Here is a 25,179-nt window from a genome sequence, read left to right on the forward strand (position 1 = left end):
CATGCATCGAGGAACACACTGAACGGCATCCGGGCGCCCTACTCTGAAAGGGGTGGTGTTGTTGTGGCCGTGTAGATTCCGGCCTCTTCGCCTTCGATTGCCATGGCGTCCAACGTGGTTCGGCGTTCGGTGCGGACGCGGTCTTGGTAGGCGAGGATGTCGCGGAGCAGGACTCGGCGGTGGCGGCCTCGCATCGAGTAGGCGATTTCGCCGTCGGTGAGTAGGCGGACCAGGGTGGGGCGGGAGATGTTGAGCAGGTCGGCGGCCTCCTGGGTGGTGAGCATCGTGTTGTGGGGTGCGATCGAGACGGCCAGTCCGTTGGACAGGGCTGTGACGGCGTCGCGCAGGACGGTGTAGAGCTCGTCGGGGATGTCGAGGTATGTGCCGTCGGGGCCGACGAGTCTTGCCTTCGCGCAGGTGTTGTCGATGCGTAGGCTGGAGATCAGGTTGTCGAGGTCGGCAGGGTCGTCTGGTGGGAAGACTGTGCTCTCCCGCAGCATCGTGGACATGTCGCCAGTGTAGCGCTATTCGAAAAAAACGAAAGGTGTCGCGATACCCTCGAGACGGCTAGAAGTCCCGATGGTGACAGTGAATTCGAGGGTCTAGCCGCGGATCAGTTTGGCGACGGTGCCGATCGACAGCTTCGGGGTCTCGACCTCGACCGGCGCGTTCGGGTCGACCACCTTCGTGTGCGGGATCTCCGCTTCCGAGTCGGCGAAGGGGGCGTACTTCTTGTCGGCGAGGACCGTGGCGAGCAGGTAGCCGGTGACCAGGGCTCGGGTGGTTTTGTCGATTTTGTGGTCGTAGCGGCCTGCGCCGAGGGCGGCGAAGAGGCGGCGGCCTTCGATGATGTCGGTGGGGGTGGCGCCGTCGATGGTGCGCAGGATGGACGGGCCGGACCAGGCGGCGGCGAGGGCGCGGGCGTTGCTGCTGACCGAGCCGAGGTCGTCGCCGGACAGGATCAGGCCGGGCGTGTCGATTTCGGGTGCGATGTTTTCCGCGGCGGGGGAGGTGGGGGCGGGGAACACGGCTACTACGGCGGCGACGCGGCGTTGAGCTGCGGCGATGACGGCGGTGCCGGCTCCCATGCCGTGGCCGGCCAAGGCGAGGCGGTCGGGGTGGACGCTGATGGTGCCGTCGCCGAGACGGACCTTGCTCACGATGTCCAGGGTGGTGAGCAAGTCGGTGCCCAGGTCCAGATGTGACGGGATCGGGCCGCGTTCGGTGTCGGGGGCTGCGACCACGAAACCCCACGACGCGATGTGTTCGAGCAGGCCCTTGTAGTTCTCCGCGCTGGTCAGCCAGCCGTGCGCGAACGCGACAGCGGGCAGGTTCAGGCCGGACTCGGGTGTGTAGACCACACCGGGTTGGCCCGCGATCCCTAGATTCCCGCGCAACACCCGGTGGGGGCCGCGCACGGACAGGGTGCTCAGGAGCGATTTCACAGACACCGACACGGCCGAAACACTAGCCGATCAGTAGGGTGGTGGACCATGTGCGGAATCGTGGGGTACGTCGGATACCGGGATGCGCTGGGCGTTGTCGTCGACGCGCTGCGACGCATGGAGTATCGCGGATACGACTCGGCGGGGGTCGCGATCCTCGATGGGAACGGGGCGATCGCGGTCGAGCGGAAGGCCGGGCGGCTGGCCAATTTGGAGGCCGAACTCGGCGAGGTGGGGGTCGATCGGTTCGCCGGGTCGACCGGGATGGGGCACACCCGGTGGGCCACCCACGGGGCGCCGACCGACCGCAACGCGCACCCGCATCGCGACATTTCGGGCAAGCTCGCCGTGGTCCACAACGGCATCATCGAGAACTTCGCGCCGCTGCGCCGCGAGCTCGAGGACGCGGGTGTGGAGTTGCGCAGCGACACCGATACCGAGGTCACGGTGCACTTGGTGTCGCGTGCCTACGCCGAAGGGCCGACCGCCGGTGACTTCATCGCGAGCGTGCACGCCGTGCTGCAGCGGCTGGAAGGCGCGTTCACGCTGGTGTTCACCCATGCCGATCATCCGGGCACGATCGTGGCGGCTCGTCGGTCGACGCCGCTGGTCGTTGGGGTCGGCGAGGGCGAGATGTTCATCGCCTCCGATGTCACCGCGTTCATCGAGCACACGCGCGAAGCGGTCGAGCTCGGCCAGGATCAGGCCGTGGTGATCACCAAGGACGGGTACACCGTCACCGATTTCGCCGGTAATACCGAGGGCGTGGTGAGCAGGCCGTTCACCATCGACTGGGACCTGGCCGCCGCCGAAAAGGGCGGCCACGACTACTTCATGCTCAAGGAGATCGAGGAGCAGCCCACCGCCGTCGCCGACACCCTGATGGGGCATTTCGTCGTCGACGACAAGGGCGGGCGGATCGTTCTCGACGAGCAGCGCCTCGCCGATCAGGAACTGCGCGAGTTCGACAAGGTGTTCGTCGTCGCGTGTGGCAGTTCGTATCACGCTGGGCTGCTTGCCAAATACGCGATCGAGCACTGGACCCGGGTGCCCGTCGAGGTGGAGCTGGCCAGCGAATTCCGTTACCGCGACCCGGTTTTGGACCGGTCGACGCTGGTGGTGGCGATTTCGCAATCCGGGGAAACCGCCGACACGTTGGAAGCCGTGCGGCACGCCAAGGAGCAGAAGGCGCGCGTGCTCGCGATCTGCAACACCAACGGCGCGCAGATCCCGCGCGAATCCGACGCGGTGATCTACACGCGCACCGGACCCGAGATCGGCGTCGCGTCGACCAAGGCGTTCCTTGCCCAGGTGGCCGCCAATTACCTTGTCGGCCTGGCCTTGGCACAGGCGCGTGGCACCAAATACCCCGACGAGGTCGCGCGCGAGTTCGCCGAACTGGAGTCGATGCCGAAGCTGATCGCGCGGGTGCTCGAGACCGCGCCGCAGGTTCGGGCCATCGCGCGCGAGCTGGCGCACGTGCCGACCGTGCTGTTCCTCGGGCGCCACGTGGGCTACCCGGTGGCGCTGGAAGGCGCGCTCAAACTCAAAGAACTGGCCTACATGCACGCCGAGGGATTCGCGGCGGGCGAGCTCAAGCACGGGCCGATCGCGTTGATCGAAGAAGGCCTGCCTGTGATCGTGGTGATGCCGTCGCCGAAGGGTCGGCCGGTGCTGCATTCCAAGCTGCTCAGCAACATTCGCGAAATCCAGGCTCGCGGGGCACGCACGATCGTGATCGCCGAAGAAGGCGACGACACGGTGCGCCCGTTCGCCGACGACCTGATCGAGATCCCGGCCGCACCGACGCTGTACCAACCGCTGCTGTCGACGGTGCCGTTGCAGATCTTCGCCGCCGAAGTGGCGCAGACGCTGGGATACGACGTGGACAAGCCGCGCAACCTGGCGAAGTCGGTCACCGTCGAATAGGGCGTGGTTCGCGACTGAATCGCCTTCGCTCACTACCGGTTAGACTCCGTGCCGACACAGTGTTGCTCGATCGGGAGGGGTTGACGGGGTGGGGGTGGGAAACGCCGCGTCCTTCGCGGGGTACAACATCGAAAGTGTGCTCGGACAAGGTGGAATGGGCACGGTCTACCTGGCGCGGCACCCCCGGTTGCCGCGACTGGTAGCGCTGAAACTGCTCAACCGTGAGGTTTCTGCCGACGCGGAGATCCGTCGGCGATTCGAGCAGGAAGGCGATGTGGTCGCCCGCCTGGACCACCCGGGAATCGTCGGCGTCTACGACCGCGGCACCACCGACGGTCACCTGTGGATCGCGATGCAGTACATCCAGGGCAGCGACGTGTCGAAGCTGGATCCGCGCTCGATCACCGCCGACCATGCGCTACGGATCATCAGCGACACCGCGGCCGCGCTCGACCACGCACATGCCCACGGCGTGTTGCACCGCGACGTGAAACCCGCCAATATCCTGCTGGCGCAACCGGAAGCGGGTCGGCCCGAGCGCGCGGTGCTGACCGATTTCGGCATCGCTCGACTGCTCGACTCGACCACTCAGCTCACCGCGACGGGGACCTTCACCGCGACGTTGGCCTACGCATCGCCCGAGCAATTGTCGGCAGAAGTGGTGGATCACCGGGCTGATCAATACTCACTCGCGTGCACTCTTTTCACGCTACTCGCGGGCCGAACTCCCTATGCCAGTACCAATCCGGGGCAAGTCGTCGCGGGTCATCTGAGTCAGCCGATTCCGCGATTGAGCGGGTTTCGGTCTGATCTGCCGCCGGCGCTCGATGATGTCTTCGCGCGAGCTATGGCGAAGGATCGGGACGAAAGATTCAGCAGCTGTGGGGAATTCGCTGCTGTTGCCGGTGAGGTGTTGCGTGGGCGGGCGGTGGCGGCGTCGAGGATGGCGCCGACTGTTTTCAATCAGGGGGCGGGAGTCGGGCGAGCGCCTATGCCTGGGCCGCCGCCGGGTGGGTTCGCGTCGGTGCCGCCTGTTGCGCGTCGACCTCGGCGTAAGTCCAGGAAGGCGCGGATCTTCGCGGGGTTGGGATTGGCGATGGTGGCTGCGATTGTTGTCGGGTATGTGCAGCGCGACCCGATTATGCAAGCCTTGCGCGGCTGGGGTGACGATTATCAGGTCATCGCCGACGCCTTTCCCGAATTGATCCCGCCAACTCATACAAGACCTGGCTGGCTCGGCACCAAATGTAGATCTCGTACCTATTCAAATGGGACAGCCCCGGCCATTACCTGCGACAACAAAGAGTCCGGGATCAAATTCGAACTAAAAAAATACAGCAGCGAAGCCGAAGCGACGTCGGTGGTATATATGTTCGTGCCGGACCGGACGCGAGACAAGGATGTTTCGCACCCCAGTGATCAGACACAGGTCTCGGTCAGCACGCGCCCGCCGACCGGCATGGGGGCGGACCGGACGGTGTACACGCGGTTTCCCGGTGACCAGAATCGGGCGGCTATCGTTTTCGAACTGGAATGGGCGAATCACACCGCTGACGAAACTTTTCAGCAATGGTGGCCACAGGCCCCACTCGGGCGGGGTGAACGCTGACATGGTCCAGCTCGAAATTGGCCAGTCGTTCGCGGGCTATAGCGTGGACGGCGTTCTCGGCCAGGGTGGCATGGGAACGGTTTACCTGGTTCGACATCCGAGGCTGCCCATGCAGGTGGCACTCAAGTTGCTCATCCCGACTGCAGCGACAGATCAGGAGTCGCGGCTACGGTTCGAGCAAGAGGCGCAGGTCATCGCGCGGCTCGAGCATCCGAATATCGTCGACGTCTATGACACCGGCACGACCGACGGTCGGCTGTGGATCGCCATGCAGTTCGTGCGCGGCGGCCACGCCGGTCAGCTCGCCGTTCGCTCCTCGGACCCGTCGCGTGTGCTGAACGCGATCGGACAGGTGGCCGACGCGCTGGACTATGCCCACTCTCGTGGCGTCCTGCACCGCGATATCAAGCCTGCGAACATTCTGCTGGCCGCGTCGGATGCCGGTCGCGGAGAACGGGCCGTGCTCACCGATTTCGGTATCGCGCGGTTGATGGCCTTCGATGGCGGGCTCACCGTGGCGGGTTCGTTCACCGCGACGATTGCCTTCGCCTCGCCAGAGCAATTGTCCGGCACCAATGTTGATCACCGGACGGATCAGTATTCGCTGGCCTGCACGCTGTTCACGCTTCTGACGGGCGAAGCCCCTTTCAATTACCTGAGCGCTGGTCAGGTAATTGCGGCTCACCTCGCCAAAGAGCCGCCGCGGGTGTCCACGTTCCGACCAGACCTGCCGACGGAGCTGGACGAAGTCATCGCTCGTGGCATGGCGAAGTTGCCGGACCAGCGTTACGCCAGCTGCGGTGAATTCGCGGCGGCCGCACACGCGGCGCTGGCCGCTACACCGGACCCCCGGCGACTGGCCGCAACGGTGCACGCGCAGCATGGCATGGGCTCGGTGCCACAGGGTGCTCCGTGGGGGGCGTCGCCGAACGGACCGGCGCCCGATTGGGTGGCACCATCCGCCCAGGGTAGGACGCGAGGGCGACGTGCCAAGCGAGTGCTGATCACCTTGTCCGTGGTCGTCGGCGTCGTCGCCGCATTCGGCGTCGCGGGGAGAATATATGGTCCCGATCTGCTGGAAAGGCTCAATTCCGAGGAATGGGGAAGTCGGAATCAGGCAATTGCCGACCAGTTTCCGCAGTTGGTATCAAAGGGGAATTATGGGACGGGATGGCTGGATTCCGACTGCATCGCCAAGATTCCTGGCACGCCGTCACAAATCGGTCTGGAAGATGAAATATTTTTCGTCAACGGAATTGGTTGCGAAGATGAAGGCAATGACAATCAATTTATCGTGATGGACTTTGATACCCCGGAGCGTGCGAAAGCTTTCCTGCGTGCTCTCTCGGAGAACCCGACCGCCACCACCAGTTGGTCTGAGCCCCATCGGGACTCGGATACCCCGCTGGCTATCGTCCATTCGACGTTCTCGGAAGGCGGTGAACTGCATGCCGGATTTCCTGGAGATCCGGAGCGTGCAAGGTTCGTCATCACCTTCTACCAGTTCATCCCCGGCAAGACCGGGGAGACGGTACGTGACGAAGTATGGCGAAAAGCGCCTCTGGGAAGTGGATGAGCGGCGCATCTCGGAATAACCCGTGAGTACGCCGCCTCTGAACCGTTCAACCAGCGCAGATGCTCACTTGACCGTGATGGTGCCGCGCATGTCCGGGTGCAAGGTGCACATGTAGCGGAAGACGCCTGGTTGGGTGAAGGTGTAGGACCAGTCGCCCTTGTCGATGATGGGGCTGTTGAGGCCCATGGCCTTGTCGCCGATGCCCTGCACGTTGTGGGGGGCCTTGTCGGAGAACTTCCAGGTGACCGTTTCGCCGACCTTGATGGTGGCGTCGGCGGGGGAGTACTTCATGTTGGCGACCTCGACCGTGAGGTTGGTCGGGGGGTGCACCTGGGGGGTGGTCGTGTTGACCGGGCGGAAGGTGCGGGTGGGGGTGGAGGCGCCGTTGTCGGCGTCGCCGGAACAGCCGGCGGACAACAGGGCGGTGGCCACGACGAGGCCGGCGACAAACCGGGTGGATGCGGCGCGGGGGCGAACCATCGACATGGGTGTGGAGCGTAGTCTGCGAACGATCGCGGGACGGTCGGCGGCCCGTGCGGGCAGCTGGGAGACGACTGTGTCGGATCGGCGTGGCTATTACACCGTGGAGCAGGTTCGGGCGGCCGAAGCGGAGCTGTTCACGCGGGTGCCTGCGGGAATGCCTATGCGGCGGGCGGCTTTCGGGTTGGCCGGGGTGGTTGTGGATGAATTGCGTTCGCGGACTGGGGGAGTGGTCGGGCGGACGGTGGGTTTGCTTGTGGGGTCGGGGGATAACGGTGGGGATGCGTTGTGGGCGGGGGCGTTCTTGCGGCGTCGTGGGGTTCGGGTTTCGGCTGTGTTGTTGAATCCTGAACGGGCGCATGGGGACGGGTTGGCGGCGTTGAAGGCGGCTGGTGGGCGGGTGGTTGAACGGCTGGGGGCGGTTGATCTGGTGATCGACGGGATCGTGGGGATTTCCGGGCGGGGGCCCTTGCGGCCTGAGGCTGCGGAAATCGTTGCGGGGGTGCGGGTTCCGATCATCTCGGCGGATCTGCCCAGTGGGGTCGATCCTGATACGGGCGCGGTGGACGGGCCTGCGGTGACGGCGGATGTGACGGTGGCGTTCGGGGCGTATAAGCCGGTGCACGCGTTGGCTGTGCCGCACTGTGGGCGAATTGTGTTGGTGCCGATCGGGTTACGGCTGCCGGAGGCGGGGTTGGTGCAGTTGGATCCGGGGGATGTCGGGGCCGGGTGGCCGGTGCCGGGGCCCGCTGATGACAAGTACAGCCAGGGGGTGACCGGGGTGTGTGCGGGGAGTGCGAAGTATCCGGGGGCGGGGGTGTTGTGTACGGGGGCTGCGGTGGTGGCTACCTCGGGGATGGTTCGGTACGCGGGGGCTGATGGTGAGGTGTTGGAGAAGTTTCCCGAAGTTGTTGCCAGTGCGACTGTTTCGGAGACGGGGCAGGTGCAGGCTTGGGTGTTCGGGCCGGGGGCCGGTGTTGATTCGGGGGCTCGGGATCGGTTGGTGGAGATTTTGGGTAGTGATCTGCCGGTGTTGGTCGATGCCGATGGGTTGACGATTCTGTCGAAGGAACCGGGGCTGGTTCGGGGGCGGTCGGCGGTGACGGTGCTCACGCCGCATGCGGGGGAGTTCGCGCGGCTCACCGGGGCTGCGCCGGGAGCTGATCGGGTGGGGGCGGTGCGGACGTTGGCGCGGGAATGGGGGGTGACGGTGTTGTTGAAGGGGCGGGCCACGGTTATCGCGTCGCCGGAGGGGCCGGTGTTCGTCAATGACGCGGGTGGGGATTGGGCTGCTACGCCGGGGTCGGGGGATGTGTTGTCGGGGATTATCGGGGCGTTGCTGGCGGCGGGGCGGGAGGCGGGGTGGGCGGCTGCGGCGGGGGCTCGGGTGCATTCTTTGGCGGCGAATTTGGCTGCTTATGACGGGGAGGATGCGGGGGCGCCTATTTCCGCGACGCCGTTGTTGGGGCATGTTCGGGGGGCGGTGCGGGTGTTGCGGGAGGTTGGTGGGGATTCGGGGGGTGGTGGTTTCAGGGAGGTGGGGTAGGGCAAAGCCACGGGGTTTGGGTGGTGGCAGGGAGGAGGGTAGGGCAAAGCCACAGGGTTTTGGTGGTCCCGGGTTGTTTGAGGCTGTGTTTTTGGAGCGCTGGCGCGCTCGAGCGCGGCCCCTGAGGGGCCGCGAGTTAGCCACCGTTGCTGGAGGCTGCGCCTCGGACGCAACGGCGGCTAACTCGCGGCCGGGCCGCTACGGCCACTGCGTGGCCGCTGCTCCCTATGGGTCGCAGGTGGGGGCTGGGTTTGTGGGGTGAGGGCGGAATCGGGGTGTGCGAGGTGTGGGGGTCGGTGCGGGCATGGCGGAATTGGGGTGTGTAGGTGGTGGGGCGGTGGTTTTGTCGCGCCCAGGTGGGGGGAAATGTTCGGGTCCTGGCAGGATCAATGGGGTGAATGCGCAAGTGGAGACGGTCGTTGATCTGGATGCCATTGCTCATAATGTGCGGGTGCTGCGGGAGTTCGCGCAGGGGGCCGCGGTGATGGCGGTGGTCAAGGCTGACGGGTATAACCACGGGGCGGTCGAGGTGGGGCGCGCGGCGTTGGGGGCGGGGGCTGCGGAGTTGGGGGTTACCACGGTAGGGGAGGGGTTGGCTTTGCGGGCGGCGGGGATCGATGCGCCGATTCTTTGTTGGCTCAACACTGTTGACGCGGATTACGCGGGGGCTGTCGCGGGGGATCTCGAGATCGGGGTGTCGTCGTTGGCGCAGTTGCGGGCGGTGGAGCGGGCCGCGGTGGGGGTGGGGCGGATGGCGACGGTGTCGGTGAAAGTGGATACGGGGCTCAATCGCAACGGGGTGTCGGTGACGGAGTATCCGCAGGTCCTGCGGGCGCTGCGGGGGTTGGTCGACGGGGGTGTGGTGCGGTTGCGGGCGATTTTTTCGCATCTGGCGCATGCGGACGAGCCTGCGCATCCGATGTTGGATCGGCAGCGGGAGCGGTTCGTGGAGGCGATCGCGGCGGCCAAGGAGTTCGGGCTGGAACCCGAGCTGGTGCATATTTCGAACTCGGCGGCCACGCTGACCAGGCCTGATCTGCATTTCGACATGGTGCGGCCGGGGATCGCGGTGTACGGGCTTTCGCCGATTCCTGAGCTGGGGCAGTTCGGGTTGCGGCCGGCGATGACGTTTCAGGCCGAGGTCGCGCTGGTGAAGGAAGTGGCGGCGGGGGAGGGGGTTTCGTACGGGCATCGGTGGGTGGCGCCGCGCGACACCACGGTCGCGCTGATCCCCGCGGGGTACGCCGACGGGGTATTCCGGTCGCTGAGTGGGCGTTTCGAGGTGTGGTTGGGCGGGGCCCGACACCGTAATGTCGGACGCGTGTGCATGGACCAGTTCATGGTTGACCTCGGCGACAACGCGGGCGGCGTGCGCGAAGGTGACCGCGCGGTGCTGTTCGGCGGCGGCGCGGGACACCCGCACGCGCTGGACTGGGCGCGGGCGCTGGACACCATCGACTACGAAATAGTCTGCGCGCCAAAGGGTCGCGCGGTGCGCCGCTACGTGGGGACCGGCCGATGACGCGGCGCACGGTGATCCGTCGCGGCGGCCTGGCGACCGCGGGACTGCTCACGGGGTTGGCCATCGCCCATTCGCTACGGCAGATCGGCGCGCGGGTGCGCTGGCCCGCCGAACGCGACGAATATCGCGACGAGAACTTCGCGCTCATCGATGAGGACGAACCGGGGTCGGTGCTGTCCGACGACGGTGTGTCGCTGGCCACCCGCACCTACGGTGACGCCTCCGCCCAGGTCACGGTCGTTTTCGTGCACGGATTCTGCAACAGCATGGAGTCGTTCCACTTCCAACGCCGTGACCTGGCGCAGCAGTACGGTGCGCGGGTTCGGCTGGTGTTCTTCGACCTGCGCGGCCACGGACGCTCCGGCACCCCGACCACCGACAGCTGCACGGTCGCGCAGCTGGGCCGCGACCTGGCCACCGTCATCCGCGAGTGCGCGCCCACGGGGCCGGTGGTGCTGGTCGGGCATTCGCTGGGCGGCATGGCCGTGCTCGCGGCGGCCGCGCAGTTCCCCGAACTGTTCGCGACCAGGGTGCGCGCGGTGGCACTGTTGAGCACCGCGGCCGCGGAGGTGACCTCGACCGGGATCATGCAGCTGCTGCGTCATCCGGCGGTCGACGGGTTCCGGATGGCCGTGCGGACCGCGCCCACGCTGGTGCAGTTCAGTCGCAGCGCGAGCAAACAGGTGCTCACCCCGGTGCTGCACGTGAGCTCGTTCCACGGCCCGGTCAGTCCCACGCTGTCGCGGTTCACCACGATGATGATCGACCGCACCCCGGTGGCCACGATCGAGAAGTTCCTGAAAGCCATTGAGCTGCATGATGAGTCGGCCGCGCTGCCCGTTTTGGGTGAGATGCCGGTGCTGATTCTCGGGGGCGCGCACGACATCGTGATCCCGTTCCGTAACTCGCGCGACCTCGCGGCGGAACTGCCGGGCAGCGAACTGGTTCGGGTGCGTGAGGCGGCGCACATGCCACACCTACAGTTCCCCGAGGTGACCGCGGCCGCACTCGACCGGCTGCTCGAGCGCGCGGGCCTGGCCGACGCGCACGGTGAGGAGGCCGTCGGTGGCTGACCCGCAGCAGCGCGTGCTCGACACCGTCGAAGACACCGAAGCCTTCGGACGCGAACTCGCCGACACCCTTCGCCCGGGTGACCTGGTCGTTCTCGACGGCCCGCTCGGCGCCGGAAAAACCGCACTGACCAGGGGAATCGCCGCCGGGCTCGGTGTCGCGGGCCGGGTCAGCTCGCCCACATTCATCATCGCGCGCGCCCACAAAGCCGGGGTTCGCCCCGACGGCACGCCCGGGACCGCGATGATTCACGTCGACGCCTACCGCCTCGCCGGTGACCTCGACGAACTGGACGCACTGGACCTGGACACCGACCTGCACCACGCGGTCGTGGTCGTGGAATGGGGCAAGGGGGTGGTCGAACACCTCACCGACCGTCACCTGCGCGTGCAACTCGCCCGGGAGCCGGAATCCGATGTGCGCACGGCGATCTGGGAATGGATCGAATAACGCGCGATCAGCTGCGCACCGGTGCGCGCGCAGCGCCGATACCACCCGGTATTGTTGAGACAATCATGCTCGTACTAGCAGTCGACACCGCGACACCCGCCGTTACAGCGGGATTGGTGCACCTGTCACCTGCCGGTGAACCCGGCACCCGCCCCACCGTGGCGACGCTTGCTGCCCGCGTGAAGGTCGACGCCCGCGCACACGCCGAGGTCCTCACCCCGCAGATCCTGGAATGCCTGGCCGAAGCGGGCGTGCGCCGCGACGAACTCGACGCGGTCGTGGTCGGGCTCGGACCCGGTCCGTTCACCGGGCTGCGCGTGGGAATGGCCACCGCCGCCGCCTTCGGTGACGCGCTGGGACTCCCGGTGCACGGGGTGTGCAGCCTCGACGCGATCGCCGCGGACACCTTCGGCGAACAGCGCGACCCCGGCGAACTGCTGGTGGTCACCGACGCGCGCAGGCGCGAGGTGTACTGGGCGAAGTACCTCGACGGTGCGCGCGTGGCCGGTCCCGAGGTCAGCAAGCCCGCCGACGTGCCGGTCGGTGAGGCCGCCGCGATCGCCGGGTCGGCCGCGCACGTGGACTATTTCGATCTGCCGGTGCTGCCCAGTGAGACGCCCTCGCCCGCCGGGCTGGTCACCGTCGCCGCGCCCGCACTGCTGTCGGGTGACGTGCCGCAGGCGCTGGTGCCGTTGTATCTGCGCAGGCCGGACGCGGTGGAGAACAGTTTCCGTACCCTCGACCGGACCGGGGCGTGAGTGTCGTGACCGAGTACGTGATCGCCGCAATGACGCTGCCCGACATCGACCGCTGCGTCGAACTGGAACACCTGCTGTTCCCCGAGGACGACCCGTGGCAGGCGGTGTCGTTCCGGTCCGAACTGGCCGGCGGGCACAACCGGTACATCACCGCGCGCAACGCCGACGGGGTGATGGTCGGGTACGCGGGCATCGCGCTGCTGGGCGACGACGCCCATCCCGAGGCCGAAGTGCACACGATCGGGGTCGACCCACAATGCCATCGGGGCGGCATCGGGACGCTGCTGCTGGAAGCGCTGCTGGCCACCGCGGCCGAACGCGGCGGTCCGGTGTTTCTCGAGGTGCGCACCGACAACGCGCCCGCCATCGCGATGTACGCCAAGCACGGGTTCCACATCATCGGGCTGCGCAAGAACTACTACCACCCCAGCGGCGCCGACGCGTACACGATGCGACGGCCGGAACTGACCGCGGCAGCGGACGAATGGGCCGCACGCGGTCGGCAGGACGAGGTGCTGTCGTGATCGTCATGGGGATCGAAAGCTCGTGCGACGAAACGGGAGTCGGCATCGTGCGCCGCCATCCCGACGGTTCGGTCGAACTGCTCGCCGACGAGGTCGCCTCGAGCGTGGATCAGCACGCGCGCTTCGGTGGCGTGGTGCCCGAGATCGCTTCGCGTGCGCATCTCGAGGCGATCGTGCCCGCGATGCGGCGTGCGCTGGCCACCGCGGGGATCAGCAAGCCCGACGCGCTCGCGGTCACCATCGGGCCCGGCCTGGCCGGTGCGTTGCTGGTGGGTGTGGCCGCGGCGAAGGCTTATGCGGCGGCGTGGGATGTGCCGTTCTACGCGTTGAACCACCTCGGTGGGCACGTCGCGGTCGACACGCTCGAGCACGGGCCGATGCCGCCCGCGGTGGCGTTGCTGGTGTCGGGTGGGCATACGCATCTGCTGCAGGTGACCGATCTGGGTGAGCCGATCACCGAACTCGGTAGCACTGTCGATGATGCCGCGGGCGAGGCTTTCGACAAGGTCGCTCGGTTGCTCGGGCTCGGGTATCCCGGCGGGCCGTATCTGGATGCCGCTGCGGCAGACGGTGATCCGCGCGCGATCGCGTTTCCGCGCGGGATGACCCGGCCGCAGGACGCGCGGTACGACTTCTCGTTCTCGGGGCTCAAGACCGCTGTCGCGCGGTATGTCGAGGCGGCGCAGCGGCAGGGGATCACCGCTGATCAGCTGCCTATTCCTGATATCGCGGCGTCGTTTCAGGAAGCTGTGGCCGACGTGTTGACCATGAAGGCCGTGCGTGCGGCCAAGGATGTCGGGGTCGACACGATCGTGCTAGGCGGGGGTGCCACGGCCAATTCGCGGATTCGGTCGTTGGCCGAAGAGCGTTGCGGGGCAGCGGGTTTGACGTTGCGCGTGCCCAAGCCGCGGTTGTGCACCGATAACGGGGTGATGATCGCGGCGCTGGGGGCGCATGTGATCGCGGCGGGGGCTCAGCCTGCCGCGTTGACTGTTGCTACGGATCCGGGGTTGCCGGTTTCGGTGAGCGCGCTGCGTTAGCGTCCTGAAAGGTGCCTACTCGGTGGGGGCCACAGTAGGGCTGGGTGCCGGGGTTTGTGTGTTGGGCGTCGAGGGGCGACGGCCGCCGCCGGAGGAGCCACTGTCCAAGCCCAGCGGCGACTCCGGGTAGGGAATCTGGGGAAGGTTCGGGTCGGGTCGCAGGGTGGGTGCCGTCGGTGATCCCGGTACGGGGTTCGTGGTTGTTGTCGGCGCGGAGGTGGGTGGCGCCGTGGTCGCCGTGGGGGGATCGGCGGCGGGCGGGGCGTTGGTGACGCCGGTGCGTTCGGTGCTCTCGCGGGTAGCCGGCGTCGGTTCGGGCGCGGGCATAACCGGTAAGGGGGATTGACGCACAGTGCTGCTGGTGCCCGCGGGCGTGACGTCGGGGGTGTCGTAGTTGACCGCTTGCACGCCGTAACCGATCACCAGGCCGACCACCACCACCGCGCCGGCCAGCGTGCCGACGACCTTGGCGAAGGTGCCGCTGGACGTGTCGGCGTGCGCGCCGCTCGGCAGAGTGGACGGGGCGGCGGCATCGGCGACCAGTGCGGCGCCCTTCGCGATCGCCGCTTCGGGATCGGGCACGGTCAGTACGGGGACATCCAGGCGTGCCGCGAGAGTGTCTATGACGCAAGGGATATTGGCGCACCCGCCGATCACCGCGACCGCGTCCGGGTACTTCGGCGAACGGGTGAACACCGACGACGAGAACAGTGCGATATTGCGCAGCAGCCCACCGATGAGCTCTTCGAAATCAGGGCGGGTCAGCTCTAGCCCTTGTCCCGCAACATGATCGATGGTGACCACCGGCGCCAGCGACAGGTGCTCCTTGGCGGCGCGGCCACGATTGGTCAGGGTGGTGCGGTTGGGCCTGGTGCCGCGGCGGGCGTAGTGCAGGTCGACCAGGTGGTGGTAGATCAACTCGTCGATGGCGTTACCGCTCAGCGACGGCGTACGTTCGGTGTGTAGGACCACGCTGTCGGCGTAATCGGCCACGGTGACACTGAGACCGGTTGCGCCCAGGTCGATCACGGCCACGGTGGGGTAGCGGTCCAGCAGACCGGTACTGCGCAGGTAGGCCAGCGCCGCGGCGCCCTCGGTGACCAGGTGCAGATCGCGGTGGCGCGTACACGCGGCCCGAATCGCCTGTGCCTGTTCCTTGTTGCGGTACGCCACGGCCACGCTGGTGGGGGGACGCGCACGCGCGGACTCGGCGCGACGCTGCCCGCCCGAGTAGCGGCCCAGCGGTTCGCCCATCATGCTCATACTCGCGGTCTGCGACACCGGCAGCTGCGTGGTCATCAACTCGATCGAGGACGACACGAGATCGCCGAGATCGGAATGTGCGGCGTCGGCGGAAACCACTCGGTAGTCGAAACTTTGCTCGCCCGCGGGCCCTGTCGCGACCAGTGCCGAGCACACCACCTCGTTCCCGGCCGAGATGCCGAGGGATGTTCGCATGTTCACCTCCCTTCGCGCGGTTGGTGCTTTCCTGTGCTATGTCACAGCCTGTTATGCGAACGTTACAGATTGTGGCAGTCGAAGTGAAGACCACTGCCCAGTGTGGGCGTGTCGAAAATGCGACATCGGCAGAACCCAGCCTTGAGTGCTGGCACTCTCGCGTATAGAGTGCTAGTCGGCACTGTGTTAGCTGTACTCGTGCCAGTCGACTTCTGGGCTTCGGTCCCGGCACCCGCGACGACGGGGCCTGTGCGCAGGGTCGCGAGCTGACCGAAACCGGTCTGGGACACCAGTTCCGGACAACCGAATTTCCCCGAAAGTGGAGGGCTCAACGTGGCGAGCGTGAACATCAAGCCGCTCGAGGACAAGATCCTCGTCCAGGCCAACGAGGCCGAGACGACGACGGCCTCCGGCCTGGTCATCCCGGACACGGCCAAGGAGAAGCCGCAGGAGGGCACCGTCATTGCCGTCGGCGCGGGTCGCGTCACCGATAAGGGTGACCGCATCCCGGTCGACGTCAAGGAAGGCGACGTCGTCATCTACAGCAAGTACGGCGGCACCGAGATCAAGTACCAGGGTGGGGAATACCTCATCCTCTCGGCGCGCGACATCCTGGCCGTCGTCACCAAGTAAGGCCAAACGCCGCATCAGCGTTCCGCCCCGGCGTCTTTCACTAGACCCGGGGCGGATTGCGTTCACAAACAGGAGCTGAATCCTTTATGCCCAAGCAGATCGAGTTCGACGAAAAGGCTCGCCGGGCTCTGGAACGCGGTGTCGACAAGCTGGCCGACGCCGTCAAGGTGACCCTCGGCCCGCGTGGTCGGCATGTGGTGCTGGCCAAGGCCTTCGGTGGCCCGACCGTCACCAACGACGGCGTCACCATCGCGCGGGAGATCGACCTCGAGGACCCCTTCGAGAACCTCGGTGCCCAGCTCGTCAAGAGCGTCGCCACCAAGACCAACGACGTCGCGGGCGACGGTACGACCACCGCCACCGTGCTGGCTCAGGCCTTCGTGCGCGGCGGCCTGAAAAACGTTGCCGCGGGCGCCAACCCGATCACTTTGGGCCAGGGCATCGCCGCGGCCGCGGAGAAGGTCTCGGAGGTGCTGCTCGAGCTCGCCACCCCCGTGTCCGGCGAGAAGGCCATCGCCCAGGTCGCCACCGTGTCCTCGCGTGATCCCGAAATCGGCGACATGGTCGGCAAGGCACTGACCACGGTCGGCAAGGACGGCGTTGTCACCGTCGAGGAATCCTCGACCACCAGCACCGAACTCGTCATCACCGAGGGCGTGCAGTTCGACAAGGGCTACCTGTCGCCCTACTTCCAGACCGATCCCGAGGCCCAGCAGGCCGTGCTCGAGGACACCTACGTCCTGCTGCACCGCGACAAGATCAGCTCGCTGCCCGACCTGCTGCCGCTGCTGGAGAAGGTCGCCGAGTCCGGCAAGTCCGTGCTGATCGTGGCCGAGGACGTCGACGGCGAAGCGCTGTCGACCCTGGTGGTCAACTCGATCCGCAAGACCATCAAGGCCGTTGCCGTGAAGGCGCCGTTCTTCGGTGACCGTCGCAAGGCGTTCCTCGACGATCTGGCCGTGGTCACCGGCGGCACCGTGATCAACCCCGATCTCGGCGTCACCCTGCGCGAGGCCACCCTCGAGCAGCTGGGCCAGGCCCGGCGCGTGGTGGTCACCAAGGACGAGACCGTGCTGATCGACGGCGCGGGCTCCGAATCCGACATCAAGGCCCGTGGCGCGCAGCTGCGTCGCGAGATCGAGGCCTCGGACTCCGACTGGGATCGCGAGAAGCTCGAAGAGCGTCTGGCGAAGCTGGCCGGTGGCGTCGCGGTGATCAAGGTCGGCGCTGCCACCGAGACCGCGCTCAAGGAGCGCAAGTTCCGCGTCGACGACGCGGTCGCCGCTGCCAAGGCCGCGGTCGAGGAGGGCATCGTCCCCGGTGGCGGTTCGGCACTGGTCATCGCCGCTGCCGCGCTGGTCGAACTGCGTGACTCGTTCACCGGTGACAAGGCCGTCGGTGTCGAGGTGGTTCGCAAGGGCCTCGAGGCGCCGCTGTACTGGATCGCCACCAACGCCGGTCTCGACGGTGCCGTCGTGGTCGCCAAGGTCTCCGAGGGCAAGGACGGCTTCAACGCCGCCACCCTGACCTACGGCGACCTGCTCGCCGACGGTGTCGTCGACCCGGTCAAGGTGACCCGTTCCGCCGTGGTGAACGCCGCCTCGGTCGCGCGGATGATCCTGACCACCGAAAGTGCCATCGTGGAGAAGCCGGCTGCGGCCGACGACGACCACGGGCACGGTCACTCGCACTAAGAGGTAACGACGAAGGCCCCCGGATCGCTGCGGCGATCTGGGGGCCTTTCGTCATCCGCTAGCTGGCGACCGGCGGATCTTGTGCCTGCAGCGTGGCCAGTAAACGGGCGCGCAGCGACGGCGGTGGTGGGGTGGGGGTTGCGGACGCGAGCTGGGCGAGGGCTTCGCGGGTATGGCGAACCTCGCGCAGGAACTGCGTACACAGGGTGGGATCTTCGGTATCGATGATGGTCTGGATCGCGTGATGGTCTTCGTCGTCGATCAATCCGAGCGCGACGGTGTGCGCGAGATCGATCTGGGCTTCGTTCATCTCACGTCACCCCCAAACTTTTCTTCAGTCGTGTCAATCCGTCCCGAATCCGGGACTTCACGGTCGGTAACCCGATGCCGAGGTAAGTCGCAACCTCGGCGTAGGTCCGCCCGCCGTAGTAGGCGAGCGAGATCGCCTCGCGTTGGGTCTCGGTGAGAGTCGAGAGCCCGCGCTGGACGGCCTGTTGTTCTAGTCTGCGTTCCACCTCCTCGGTGACCTCGTCGAATTCGTGACCGAGCACCCGGATCCCGTACGCGACCTCGCGCTGGGTGTGGGCTTGCTCGGCACGAACCCGGTCGACCGCGCGCCGGTGGGCCAGCGTCATCAGCCAGGTCACCGCCGACCCCTTGGCGGGGTCGAAACTCGTGGCGGTGCGCCAGACCTGGAGATACACCTCCTGCGTGGTCTCCTCCGCGTACCCGGGGTCGTGGAGCACCCGCAGGACCAGGCCGAAGACACGCGCCGACGTCCGGTCGTACAGTTCGGCAAAGGCTTGCTGGTCGGACAGGCTGCATCGGTGTAACAGAGCAGCTAGCTCGACGCCTTCGGCCGCGCGTGCGGTAACCGCAGAATCCACGCTCGGTGGAAAGGCTTCGCTTCGGAACCCATTCTGTGTCATCGGACACGAATGTAGACCGAGGCTATGACAGCCGTCTGCCCGGGGTGTCTTTGTTCGGGGTGCCAGTTGTTTGCTAGGGATTCGGTACGCCGGACCGGGTGGATGGGAACAGATTTCCCACCGGCGCGGAAGAGTCCTCAGACCGCCATGCGCCGCCGGTTGCGACGGGCGTGCATCTCGCGTTCGGTCTCGGACATGCCACCCCAGATGCCGTAGGGCTCGCTGACCTTGAGGGCGTGGGTGCGGCACTGCATGAGCACGGGGCAGGCCCGGCAGATCTCCTTGGCGCGCATTTCGCGTGCGGTGCGGGCGCGGCCGCGTTCGCCGTCGGGGTGGAAGAACACCGCGGAATCCTGACCGCGGCACAGTCCACGCATCTGCCAATCCCAGACGTCGGCGTTCGGACCGGGGAGGTGAGTAGGCATGGGCATGGTGAACTCCTTGTTGCGCGAGCTCGTCAGCGTTGTCGAGCGAAGTGGTGCGGCAGGTCTTCGCGCCACCCGTTGCGGGGTGACCGGCTCGACGGTGCCTGACGGTGCCGCTCGGATGTCGCTGCGTTTTCGCGCGGCGCCAACCGTGGCGATGAGTTACGTTAGGTGCAGGCGGGAAATTACGTCAATAGTTCGGCGCATGTGTTCAGTAAATCTGCAACGCTGAAATTTAACCTTCTCACTATTTACATTTCACACTCGATCCCCCCATACTGTTTGGTTGGCTATGGATCGGGTGTCTTCGCGTAGTCGAAGCATCCCATGTTTTCCCAGGTCGCGCCGGTAGAGGCCCTGTTTCCCGCGGTGCGGCTCCCCGTGGACGAGTGCGCTGCGTCACAGTGACCTATCCCGACTGTGCGCGAGTAGATGGCGAAAACGGGGCGCGAAGGTTAATTGCGCGAAACGCATGTGAATTCGAGACTTTGCGGTAGTGGGATCGGAGAGCGGAGATTTACCTGATGGCAACATCGACGCTCGGATGAAATGCTGACTGTTTGCTGAATGGGTTTCTCGCGTACATAACACGGGAACGGCCCGGGCCTGTCGGCGGCTAGAGTCCGGACGTGCGTACAACGGCCTCACCCGCGGATATCGGATCCGAAATACTCGCTTCGACTGCTTTCGGGCCCACTCCGGGCCTGGCCGCTGCGGAGTTGCCGGAGCCCGGCGACCCACTGTCGAGGTGGTACCGCGCGGTCGCGCTCGGTGGGCAGGGGCGGTACGCCGCCGCCCGTTCTGACCTGCAGGTATTGGCTCGAACCAGGATCGATCCGGGTCTGAAATCGCTCGTCGAGAGCACTCGGGGATCGCTGCTGCGCCAACTCGGCGATCACGCGGGCGCGGCGGTCTTCGACGGCCGTGCGGCCACGCTCGCGCTCGGTGCCACCGGAGCGATTCGCGCCGAAGCACTTGCCGACGCGTATACGGGGCTGGCCGCTGACGCGTTGGGCACCGGCCGACTCGCCCTGGCCCACACACTGCTGCGCCGCGTGCCACCACTGCTGGCGCAGGCACCCCCGCGCGCCGAGGTGCGCTGGCACTGGGTGCGCGCGGAAACCGCCCTTGCCGGCGGTGCGGGCGCTGAAGCCCTGCGCGACGCGGGCAAGGCCGTCGAACTCGCCGCGGCCCTGCCGTCAGTCCGTCATCAGGTGAAATCGGCACTGCTGGTCGCCGCTGCCACCGCCGCCACCGGCGACCTTGTCAGGTCCGCTGAACTGGCCCGCCAGGTCGACCTGGACTGCCGCGACAACGGCCTGCTGCCGCTGCGCTGGGCCACCGCCATGCTGCGCTCCGGCGTCGACGAACCGGCCGCCGCGCGCATCGCCGCCGACGAAGCCGCAGATCATGGTGGCCGTCTGCGGGTCTGGGGTGGCGACATCGCCCCGCTGGGTGCGTGATCGCCCGCGGATGATCTTTCTGAGAGCACGGTTAGAAGCGACCACGCCCGCTGGCGGCCGATTCGCGGGTCGCTATTGTTAGTCCCGTTCCGCCTTTTCGGTGGAAGCTCGGTCACATTGGACCGCGCCACTCGTAACGCCAGGAAAATCTCTGACGATGACGCATATGGGCGAAGAGTTGGACCTCGCCGTCGCTGCGGCTGCGCAGGGCGACAGGACCGCTTTAGCTCGGGTATTGGAACTGGTCCGTCCCTTGGTAGTTCGCTACTGCAGGGCGCGGATCGGGGCCGCGGAGCGCGGACAGCTGTCCGCGGACGATGTTGCGCAAGAGGTCTGTTTGGCTGTGATGACCGCCCTGCCCCGCTATCAGGATCAGGGTCGGCCCTTCATGGCCTTCGTGTACGGAATCGCTTCGCACAAGGTCGCCGACGCCCATCGCAACGCCGCACGTAACAAGTCGGAAGCGATGGCCGAAGTACCAGATGTCATATCCACCGACCAGGGACCGGAACAGCGGGCTCTCGACTCGGAGACGAGCAGGCAGATGAACACTCTGCTGGCAACGCTCCCCGAGAAACATCGAGAAATCCTGATCCTTCGTCTGGTCATGGGTCTGTCAGCAGAGGAAACCGCAGTCGCCGTGGGTAGCACGGCGGGGGCGATACGGGTTGCCCAGCACAGGGCACTCGCGAAACTGAAGTCACAAGTGGCGAGGGCAGGTGAAATGTATGGCTAGGGATGGCGAGCACGGTCTTGGCAAAAGCGGTCCCTACGCCGCCGAGGGTGCCGGTGACTCCGGGCCGGTCGACATCGCGGCGGTGCGCAGCGATGATGCGCTGATCGACGCGATCATCGGCGACGGTCCGGTACGTACCGACAGTCCCGAAGAGTTCCAGCTGGCGTCGTTACTCGCGGATTGGCGGGCCGATGTACTGGCCGCACCGATGCCTGCGGGCCCTGATCTGGACACCGTGTTCGCGGCGGTCAATCAGGAGATCGGCGCACGGCAGGTTCGAGTCGGAGCTTCCTCGCGCGGACGTCTGCGGCTGGTCCGCCCGATCTTCGGGGCGGCAGCGGCATTGTCGTTGGTGTTCGGCGGTATCACGGCATTCGCTTACAGCGCTGCCCCCGGCGATCCGCTGTGGCGGGTCAAGGAGGTCGTGTTCAGCGAACAGGCCCAGTCCACCGTCGTGCAGTACGCCGACGAGGATCTGCTGGCCGCGCAGAACCTGCTCACCTCGGGCGATCCGGAACAGGCCAAGGCCCGGCTGGAACAGGCCTCGTCCAACGCGGGCCAGGTCGACGACCCGGTCAAGCGCGACGATCTGATCGCACGCTGGAACCTACTGCGTGACCAACTACTCGCGCTCGCACCCGAAATCGGCGCGCAGTTGCCGCCGACCACGGTCACCCCGGCCAAGCCGACCACCCAGGCACCGGTTCCGCCCACGTCGAACCCAGGTTCGCAGGCTCCGGTCGCACCGACCGGTCCCGGTGGCAGCACCGATCCGCAGCCGCCGGTCATCCTGGAAACGCCCGGTCCCGAGACCAAGCCGGTGGTCCCGCCGGTCGAGCCCACGCAGCCGCCGGTGACCACCCCGCCGCCGGTGACACCGCCGGTCACGGTCGATCCGACGACTCCGCCGACCACCATCGCCGAACCACCGCCGGTCATCGTGCCGACGGTGGTCCCGACGTCGGAACCGCTGCCGCCCACCGTGCCGTCCACGCTGCAGGTGCCGCCCGCGGCCACGATCCTGCAGACCCCGCCGACGGTGCCGTCTCCCTGAAGCACCACGCAACGATGAATTGAACACACACCAACGACGAAGGCCCCGAACAGGTTCGGGGCCTTCGTCGTGTTACCAGCTCAGTTGTCGAACCCGTCGAAACCGTCGCCGTGGAACGCCTCGTTCATCGACGCGTCCGCGTAGCCGCGGCAGTAATCCCACGTGACGTAAGCCTCGGGGGTGGGGTCGTAGGCGGGCTCGTGCGGACGGACGGTGCCGTCCACGAGTAGCTGCAGCAGGTTCGCCCGCAGCATGTCCCAGTCGTGGTAGTGATCTTGCCGACAATCCTCACAGCTGACGACCAGGCCGCGGATTCCGCGGTGGGCCAGCAGGGCTTCGTATACGGCGAGGTCTGCGAGATCTTCCTCGACCGCGAGGCGCTCATGAGGATCCAACGGCTCACCGGGCTCGATAGCGTCGAGCGCGGCAGACGGGTCGGAGGGGTCTCCGGCGAAGGGATCCGGCGGGAGGCCAGGTGGTAGATGGTCACGCACATCCCCACGGTACGCAGTACTCGGTACATCGCGCCAGCGATGCGGGGGGCAAGTTTTGCCGAAGGGCTCACTTCACAGCCGTATCCGGGCGCCGGATACCATGGAACGCAGGCGTCGGCGACTTGTTCTCGCCGACCGATCCGACAGCTTTTCCGCCCGAGTAACCGACGCACTGTGACCAACGCGTCGGTTGCTACCACGACCAGGAGGGGTCGATCCGAATGAGTAATCCCGTATCGGGCGAACGAAACGCGGTGCGCCCTCCTACGGGGGGCGACGATCCGACCAAGATCGCCATGCTCGGCCTCACGTTCGACGACGTGCTGTTGCTGCCTGCCGCCTCGGATCTCATCCCCAGCTCCGTCGAGACCTCCAGCCGCCTGACCAGGGACATCACCCTGCGTACGCCGCTGGTGAGCTCGGCCATGGACACCGTCACCGAGGCTCGCATGGCCATCGCCATGGCGCGTGCGGGCGGTATGGGTGTGCTGCACCGCAACCTGTCGGCCGCCGATCAGGCCGCCCAGGTGGAGACGGTGAAGCGCTCGGAGGCGGGCATGGTGACCGACCCGGTCACCTGTCGTCCCACCGACACCCTCGCCGAGGTCGACGCCATGTGCGCGCGCTTCCGCATCTCGGGCCTGCCCGTGGTCGACGAGACCGGCGCGCTGGTGGGCATTATCACCAACCGCGACATGCGTTTCGAGGTCGATCAGGATCGTCGCGTGGACGAGGTGATGACCAAGGCGCCGCTGATCACCGCGCGTGAAGGGGTCACCGCCGAGGCCGCGCTGGGTCTGCTGCGTCGCCACAAGATCGAGAAGCTGCCCATCGTGGACGGCAACGGCCGCCTGCGCGGGCTGATCACGGTCAAGGACTTCGTCAAGACCGATCAGTACCCGTACGCCACCAAGGATCGCGACGGCCGCCTGCTGGTCGGTGCCGCGATCGGTGTCGGCGAGGATTCCTGGTCGCGGGCCATGGCGTTGGCCGATGCCGGCGTCGACGTGCTGATCGTGGACACCGCGCACGGGCATCAGGCGCAGGTGCTGCAGATGGTCGCCAAGGTCAAGGCCGAGGTCGGCGATCGCATCCAGGTCGTCGGCGGCAATGTCGCCACGCGCGCGGGTGCCGCGGCTCTGGTCGAGGCGGGCGCTGACGCTGTCAAGGTGGGTGTCGGTCCCGGCTCCATCTGCACCACCCGCGTGGTCGCCGGTGTCGGCGCCCCGCAGATCACCGCGATCCTGGAAGCCGTCGCCGCGTGCAAGGCCGCCGGTGTGCCGGTGATCGCCGACGGTGGCGTGCAGTACTCCGGTGACGTGGCCAAGGCCATCGCCGCCGGTGCGTCCACGGTGATGCTGGGCTCGCTGCTCGCGGGCACCGCCGAATCGCCCGGTGATCTGATCCTGGTCAACGGCAAGCAGTTCAAGAGCTACCGCGGCATGGGCTCGCTGGGCGCCATGCAGGGCCGCGGCCAGGCCAAGTCCTACTCCAAGGACCGCTACTTCCAGGACGACGTGCTCGCCGAGGACAAGCTGGTCCCCGAGGGCATCGAAGGCCGCGTTCCGTTCCGCGGCCCGGTCAACCAGGTGATCCACCAGCTCGTGGGCGGCCTGCGCGCCGCGATGGGCTACACCGGTTCGCAGAACATCGAGCACCTGCAGGATGCGCAGTTCGTGCAGATCACCGCCGCGGGTCTCAAGGAGAGCCACCCGCACGACATCACCATGACCGCCGAGCCCCAACATGCCGACGCCGGACACCGCCCTGGTGTACTCCGGAACCTGCCTGTTCGAGGGGACGAACCTCTCCGAGGGGCGCGGAACGACCACGCCCTTCGAGGTGGTGGGCGCGGAGGGCATCGACCGGCGGTGGGCGGAGGCGGCGAACGCGCTGGGGCTGCCGGGGGTGTGGTTCCGGGAGGCGTACTTCACCCCGACCTTCTCCAAGCACGTGGGGAAGGTGTGCGGCGGTGTCCGGCTGGTCGTGCACGACCGGGCCGCCTTCGACCCGGTACGGGCCGGGATCGGGCTGCTGATCACCGCGCGGCAGGTGTGGAACGGCTTCGGCTGGCGCGCCGACCACTGGATCGACCGGCTGACCGGCTCGGACCGGGTACGGACGCTGGTGGACGCGGGGGCGGACGTGGACGAGGTGGTGGGCGACTGGGCGGTGGGACTGGCCCGCTTCGAGGCGGTGCGCCGGCCGTACCTGCTCTACCCGTGAGCCTGCCCCGCGACCCGACCGCGGCCCGACCGTGAGCCGACCGCGTCGGGGGTCTGGTCGGGCGGGCGCCGCAGCAGGATGCTGACTGCACCGGAGGCGCGGCGTGGAGGGGGGACG

At 67.0% G+C, this 25,179-nt stretch carries 24 protein-coding genes and 1 pseudogene; 17 read left to right on the top strand and 8 right to left on the bottom strand.

The genetic code is table 11. The features are described from left to right. Window positions 1-38: 38 nt before the first annotated feature. Entirely contained in the window at window positions 39-509 is a 471-nt protein-coding gene (locus ACFWVD_RS09350; RefSeq protein ID WP_379241515.1) for a helix-turn-helix domain-containing protein, read from the bottom strand. A gap of 93 nt (window positions 510-602) precedes the next feature. Further along, the gene (locus ACFWVD_RS09355; protein ID WP_379241516.1) at window positions 603-1,457 is read right to left on the bottom strand and encodes a dienelactone hydrolase family protein; all 855 of its coding nucleotides are present in this window, start codon (window positions 1,455-1,457) and stop codon (window positions 603-605) included. A gap of 36 nt (window positions 1,458-1,493) precedes the next feature. Between ACFWVD_RS09355 and glmS the strand changes: the two genes are divergently transcribed. The 3 genes from glmS (at window position 1,494) to ACFWVD_RS09370 (ending at window position 6,559) form a co-directional block, all read left to right on the top strand. Next, window positions 1,494-3,374, top strand: a complete 1,881-nt coding sequence (glmS, locus tag ACFWVD_RS09360) for a glutamine--fructose-6-phosphate transaminase (isomerizing) (protein WP_379241517.1) — start codon at window positions 1,494-1,496, stop codon at window positions 3,372-3,374. A 94-nt stretch (window positions 3,375-3,468) separates the two neighbouring features. Then, window positions 3,469-4,983, top strand: a complete 1,515-nt coding sequence (locus ACFWVD_RS09365; RefSeq protein ID WP_379241518.1) for a serine/threonine-protein kinase — start codon at window positions 3,469-3,471, stop codon at window positions 4,981-4,983. A gap of 1 nt (window position 4,984) precedes the next feature. Then, on the top strand, window positions 4,985-6,559 hold the full coding sequence (locus ACFWVD_RS09370; RefSeq protein ID WP_379241519.1) for a serine/threonine-protein kinase: 1,575 nt from the start codon (window positions 4,985-4,987) through the stop codon (window positions 6,557-6,559). 63 nt (window positions 6,560-6,622) lie between these two features. Here ACFWVD_RS09370 and ACFWVD_RS09375 read toward each other — a convergent pair whose 3' ends face one another. Further along, complete coding sequence (locus ACFWVD_RS09375) at window positions 6,623-7,045, bottom strand: cupredoxin family copper-binding protein (RefSeq protein WP_379241520.1); 423 nt, start codon at window positions 7,043-7,045, stop codon at window positions 6,623-6,625. A gap of 70 nt (window positions 7,046-7,115) precedes the next feature. On the opposite strand from ACFWVD_RS09375, the gene ACFWVD_RS09380 reads away from it, so the two are divergent. From ACFWVD_RS09380 to tsaD, 7 genes are all read left to right on the top strand, one after another. Continuing rightward, window positions 7,116-8,585, top strand: coding sequence for a bifunctional ADP-dependent NAD(P)H-hydrate dehydratase/NAD(P)H-hydrate epimerase (locus ACFWVD_RS09380; RefSeq protein WP_379241521.1), 1,470 nt, complete (start codon window positions 7,116-7,118; stop codon window positions 8,583-8,585). Between the two features lie 394 nt (window positions 8,586-8,979). Further along, the gene (gene alr, locus ACFWVD_RS09385; protein WP_379241522.1) at window positions 8,980-10,107 is read left to right on the top strand and encodes an alanine racemase; all 1,128 of its coding nucleotides are present in this window, start codon (window positions 8,980-8,982) and stop codon (window positions 10,105-10,107) included. Then, a complete protein-coding gene (locus tag ACFWVD_RS09390; protein ID WP_379241523.1) occupies window positions 10,104-11,180 on the top strand; it encodes an alpha/beta fold hydrolase in 1,077 nt (358 codons plus the stop codon). Before alr ends, ACFWVD_RS09390 begins: the two co-directional genes overlap by 4 nt. Next, window positions 11,173-11,628: a tRNA (adenosine(37)-N6)-threonylcarbamoyltransferase complex ATPase subunit type 1 TsaE gene (tsaE, locus tag ACFWVD_RS09395; protein ID WP_379241524.1), complete on the top strand. Its 456-nt coding sequence runs from the start codon at window positions 11,173-11,175 to the stop codon at window positions 11,626-11,628. The genes ACFWVD_RS09390 and tsaE overlap by 8 nt, the downstream gene beginning before the upstream one ends. 65 nt (window positions 11,629-11,693) lie before the next feature. Continuing rightward, window positions 11,694-12,386, top strand: coding sequence for a tRNA (adenosine(37)-N6)-threonylcarbamoyltransferase complex dimerization subunit type 1 TsaB (gene tsaB, locus ACFWVD_RS09400; RefSeq protein WP_379241525.1), 693 nt, complete (start codon window positions 11,694-11,696; stop codon window positions 12,384-12,386). Between the two features lie 29 nt (window positions 12,387-12,415). Further along, complete coding sequence (rimI, locus tag ACFWVD_RS09405) at window positions 12,416-12,910, top strand: ribosomal protein S18-alanine N-acetyltransferase (protein ID WP_379241564.1); 495 nt, start codon at window positions 12,416-12,418, stop codon at window positions 12,908-12,910. Next, entirely contained in the window at window positions 12,907-13,950 is a 1,044-nt protein-coding gene (gene tsaD / locus ACFWVD_RS09410) for a tRNA (adenosine(37)-N6)-threonylcarbamoyltransferase complex transferase subunit TsaD (RefSeq protein WP_379241526.1), read from the top strand. Before rimI ends, tsaD begins: the two co-directional genes overlap by 4 nt. 15 nt (window positions 13,951-13,965) lie before the next feature. Here tsaD and ACFWVD_RS09415 read toward each other — a convergent pair whose 3' ends face one another. Next, the gene (locus tag ACFWVD_RS09415) at window positions 13,966-15,408 is read right to left on the bottom strand and encodes an Hsp70 family protein (RefSeq protein ID WP_379241527.1); all 1,443 of its coding nucleotides are present in this window, start codon (window positions 15,406-15,408) and stop codon (window positions 13,966-13,968) included. 333 nt (window positions 15,409-15,741) lie between these two features. Between ACFWVD_RS09415 and groES the strand changes: the two genes are divergently transcribed. Then, window positions 15,742-16,041, top strand: a complete 300-nt coding sequence (gene groES, locus ACFWVD_RS09420; RefSeq protein WP_056818214.1) for a co-chaperone GroES — start codon at window positions 15,742-15,744, stop codon at window positions 16,039-16,041. 86 nt (window positions 16,042-16,127) lie between these two features. Then, on the top strand, window positions 16,128-17,735 hold the full coding sequence (gene groL / locus ACFWVD_RS09425; RefSeq protein WP_379241528.1) for a chaperonin GroEL: 1,608 nt from the start codon (window positions 16,128-16,130) through the stop codon (window positions 17,733-17,735). Window positions 17,736-17,793: 58 nt separating this feature from the next. Here the strand turns inward: groL and ACFWVD_RS09430 are convergent, their stop codons facing one another. The 3 genes from ACFWVD_RS09430 to ACFWVD_RS09440 all read right to left on the bottom strand — a co-directional run bounded on the left by ACFWVD_RS09430 (window position 17,794) and on the right by ACFWVD_RS09440 (window position 19,095). Continuing rightward, window positions 17,794-18,045 (bottom strand): hypothetical protein, encoded by a 252-nt coding sequence (locus ACFWVD_RS09430; RefSeq protein WP_379241529.1) that lies wholly within the window; start codon window positions 18,043-18,045, stop codon window positions 17,794-17,796. Between the two features lies 1 nt (window position 18,046). Beyond that, window positions 18,047-18,664 (bottom strand): sigma-70 family RNA polymerase sigma factor, encoded by a 618-nt coding sequence (locus ACFWVD_RS09435; protein ID WP_379241530.1) that lies wholly within the window; start codon window positions 18,662-18,664, stop codon window positions 18,047-18,049. 137 nt (window positions 18,665-18,801) lie between these two features. Next, window positions 18,802-19,095 carry a WhiB family transcriptional regulator gene (locus tag ACFWVD_RS09440; protein WP_379241531.1) on the bottom strand — a complete coding sequence of 98 codons (294 nt, stop codon included), beginning with the start codon at window positions 19,093-19,095 and terminating at the stop codon, window positions 18,802-18,804. A gap of 623 nt (window positions 19,096-19,718) precedes the next feature. Here ACFWVD_RS09440 and ACFWVD_RS09445 point away from each other — a divergent pair. From ACFWVD_RS09445 to ACFWVD_RS09455, 3 genes are all read left to right on the top strand, one after another. Beyond that, window positions 19,719-20,552 (top strand): hypothetical protein, encoded by an 834-nt coding sequence (locus ACFWVD_RS09445; protein ID WP_379241532.1) that lies wholly within the window; start codon window positions 19,719-19,721, stop codon window positions 20,550-20,552. 157 nt (window positions 20,553-20,709) lie between these two features. Then, window positions 20,710-21,288: a sigma-70 family RNA polymerase sigma factor gene (locus ACFWVD_RS09450; RefSeq protein ID WP_379241533.1), complete on the top strand. Its 579-nt coding sequence runs from the start codon at window positions 20,710-20,712 to the stop codon at window positions 21,286-21,288. Continuing rightward, window positions 21,281-22,342: an anti-sigma-D factor RsdA gene (locus tag ACFWVD_RS09455; protein ID WP_379241534.1), complete on the top strand. Its 1,062-nt coding sequence runs from the start codon at window positions 21,281-21,283 to the stop codon at window positions 22,340-22,342. Before ACFWVD_RS09450 ends, ACFWVD_RS09455 begins: the two co-directional genes overlap by 8 nt. An 80-nt stretch (window positions 22,343-22,422) precedes the next feature. Here the strand turns inward: ACFWVD_RS09455 and ACFWVD_RS09460 are convergent, their stop codons facing one another. Then, a complete protein-coding gene (locus ACFWVD_RS09460) occupies window positions 22,423-22,836 on the bottom strand; it encodes a DUF5319 domain-containing protein (protein ID WP_022567296.1) in 414 nt (137 codons plus the stop codon). A gap of 221 nt (window positions 22,837-23,057) precedes the next feature. Here ACFWVD_RS09460 and guaB point away from each other — a divergent pair. Together guaB and ACFWVD_RS09470 are read left to right on the top strand one after the other, a co-directional pair. Then, window positions 23,058-24,575 (top strand): annotated as a pseudogene (gene guaB / locus ACFWVD_RS09465) (IMP dehydrogenase); the annotation flags it as partial. Between the two features lie 7 nt (window positions 24,576-24,582). Continuing rightward, window positions 24,583-25,062 (top strand): hypothetical protein, encoded by a 480-nt coding sequence (locus ACFWVD_RS09470; protein WP_379241565.1) that lies wholly within the window; start codon window positions 24,583-24,585, stop codon window positions 25,060-25,062. Window positions 25,063-25,179: the final 117 nt, after the last annotated feature.

The sequence above is a fragment of the Nocardia sp. NPDC058666 genome (assembly GCF_042714895.1).
Lineage (GTDB): Bacteria > Actinomycetota > Actinomycetes > Mycobacteriales > Mycobacteriaceae > Nocardia.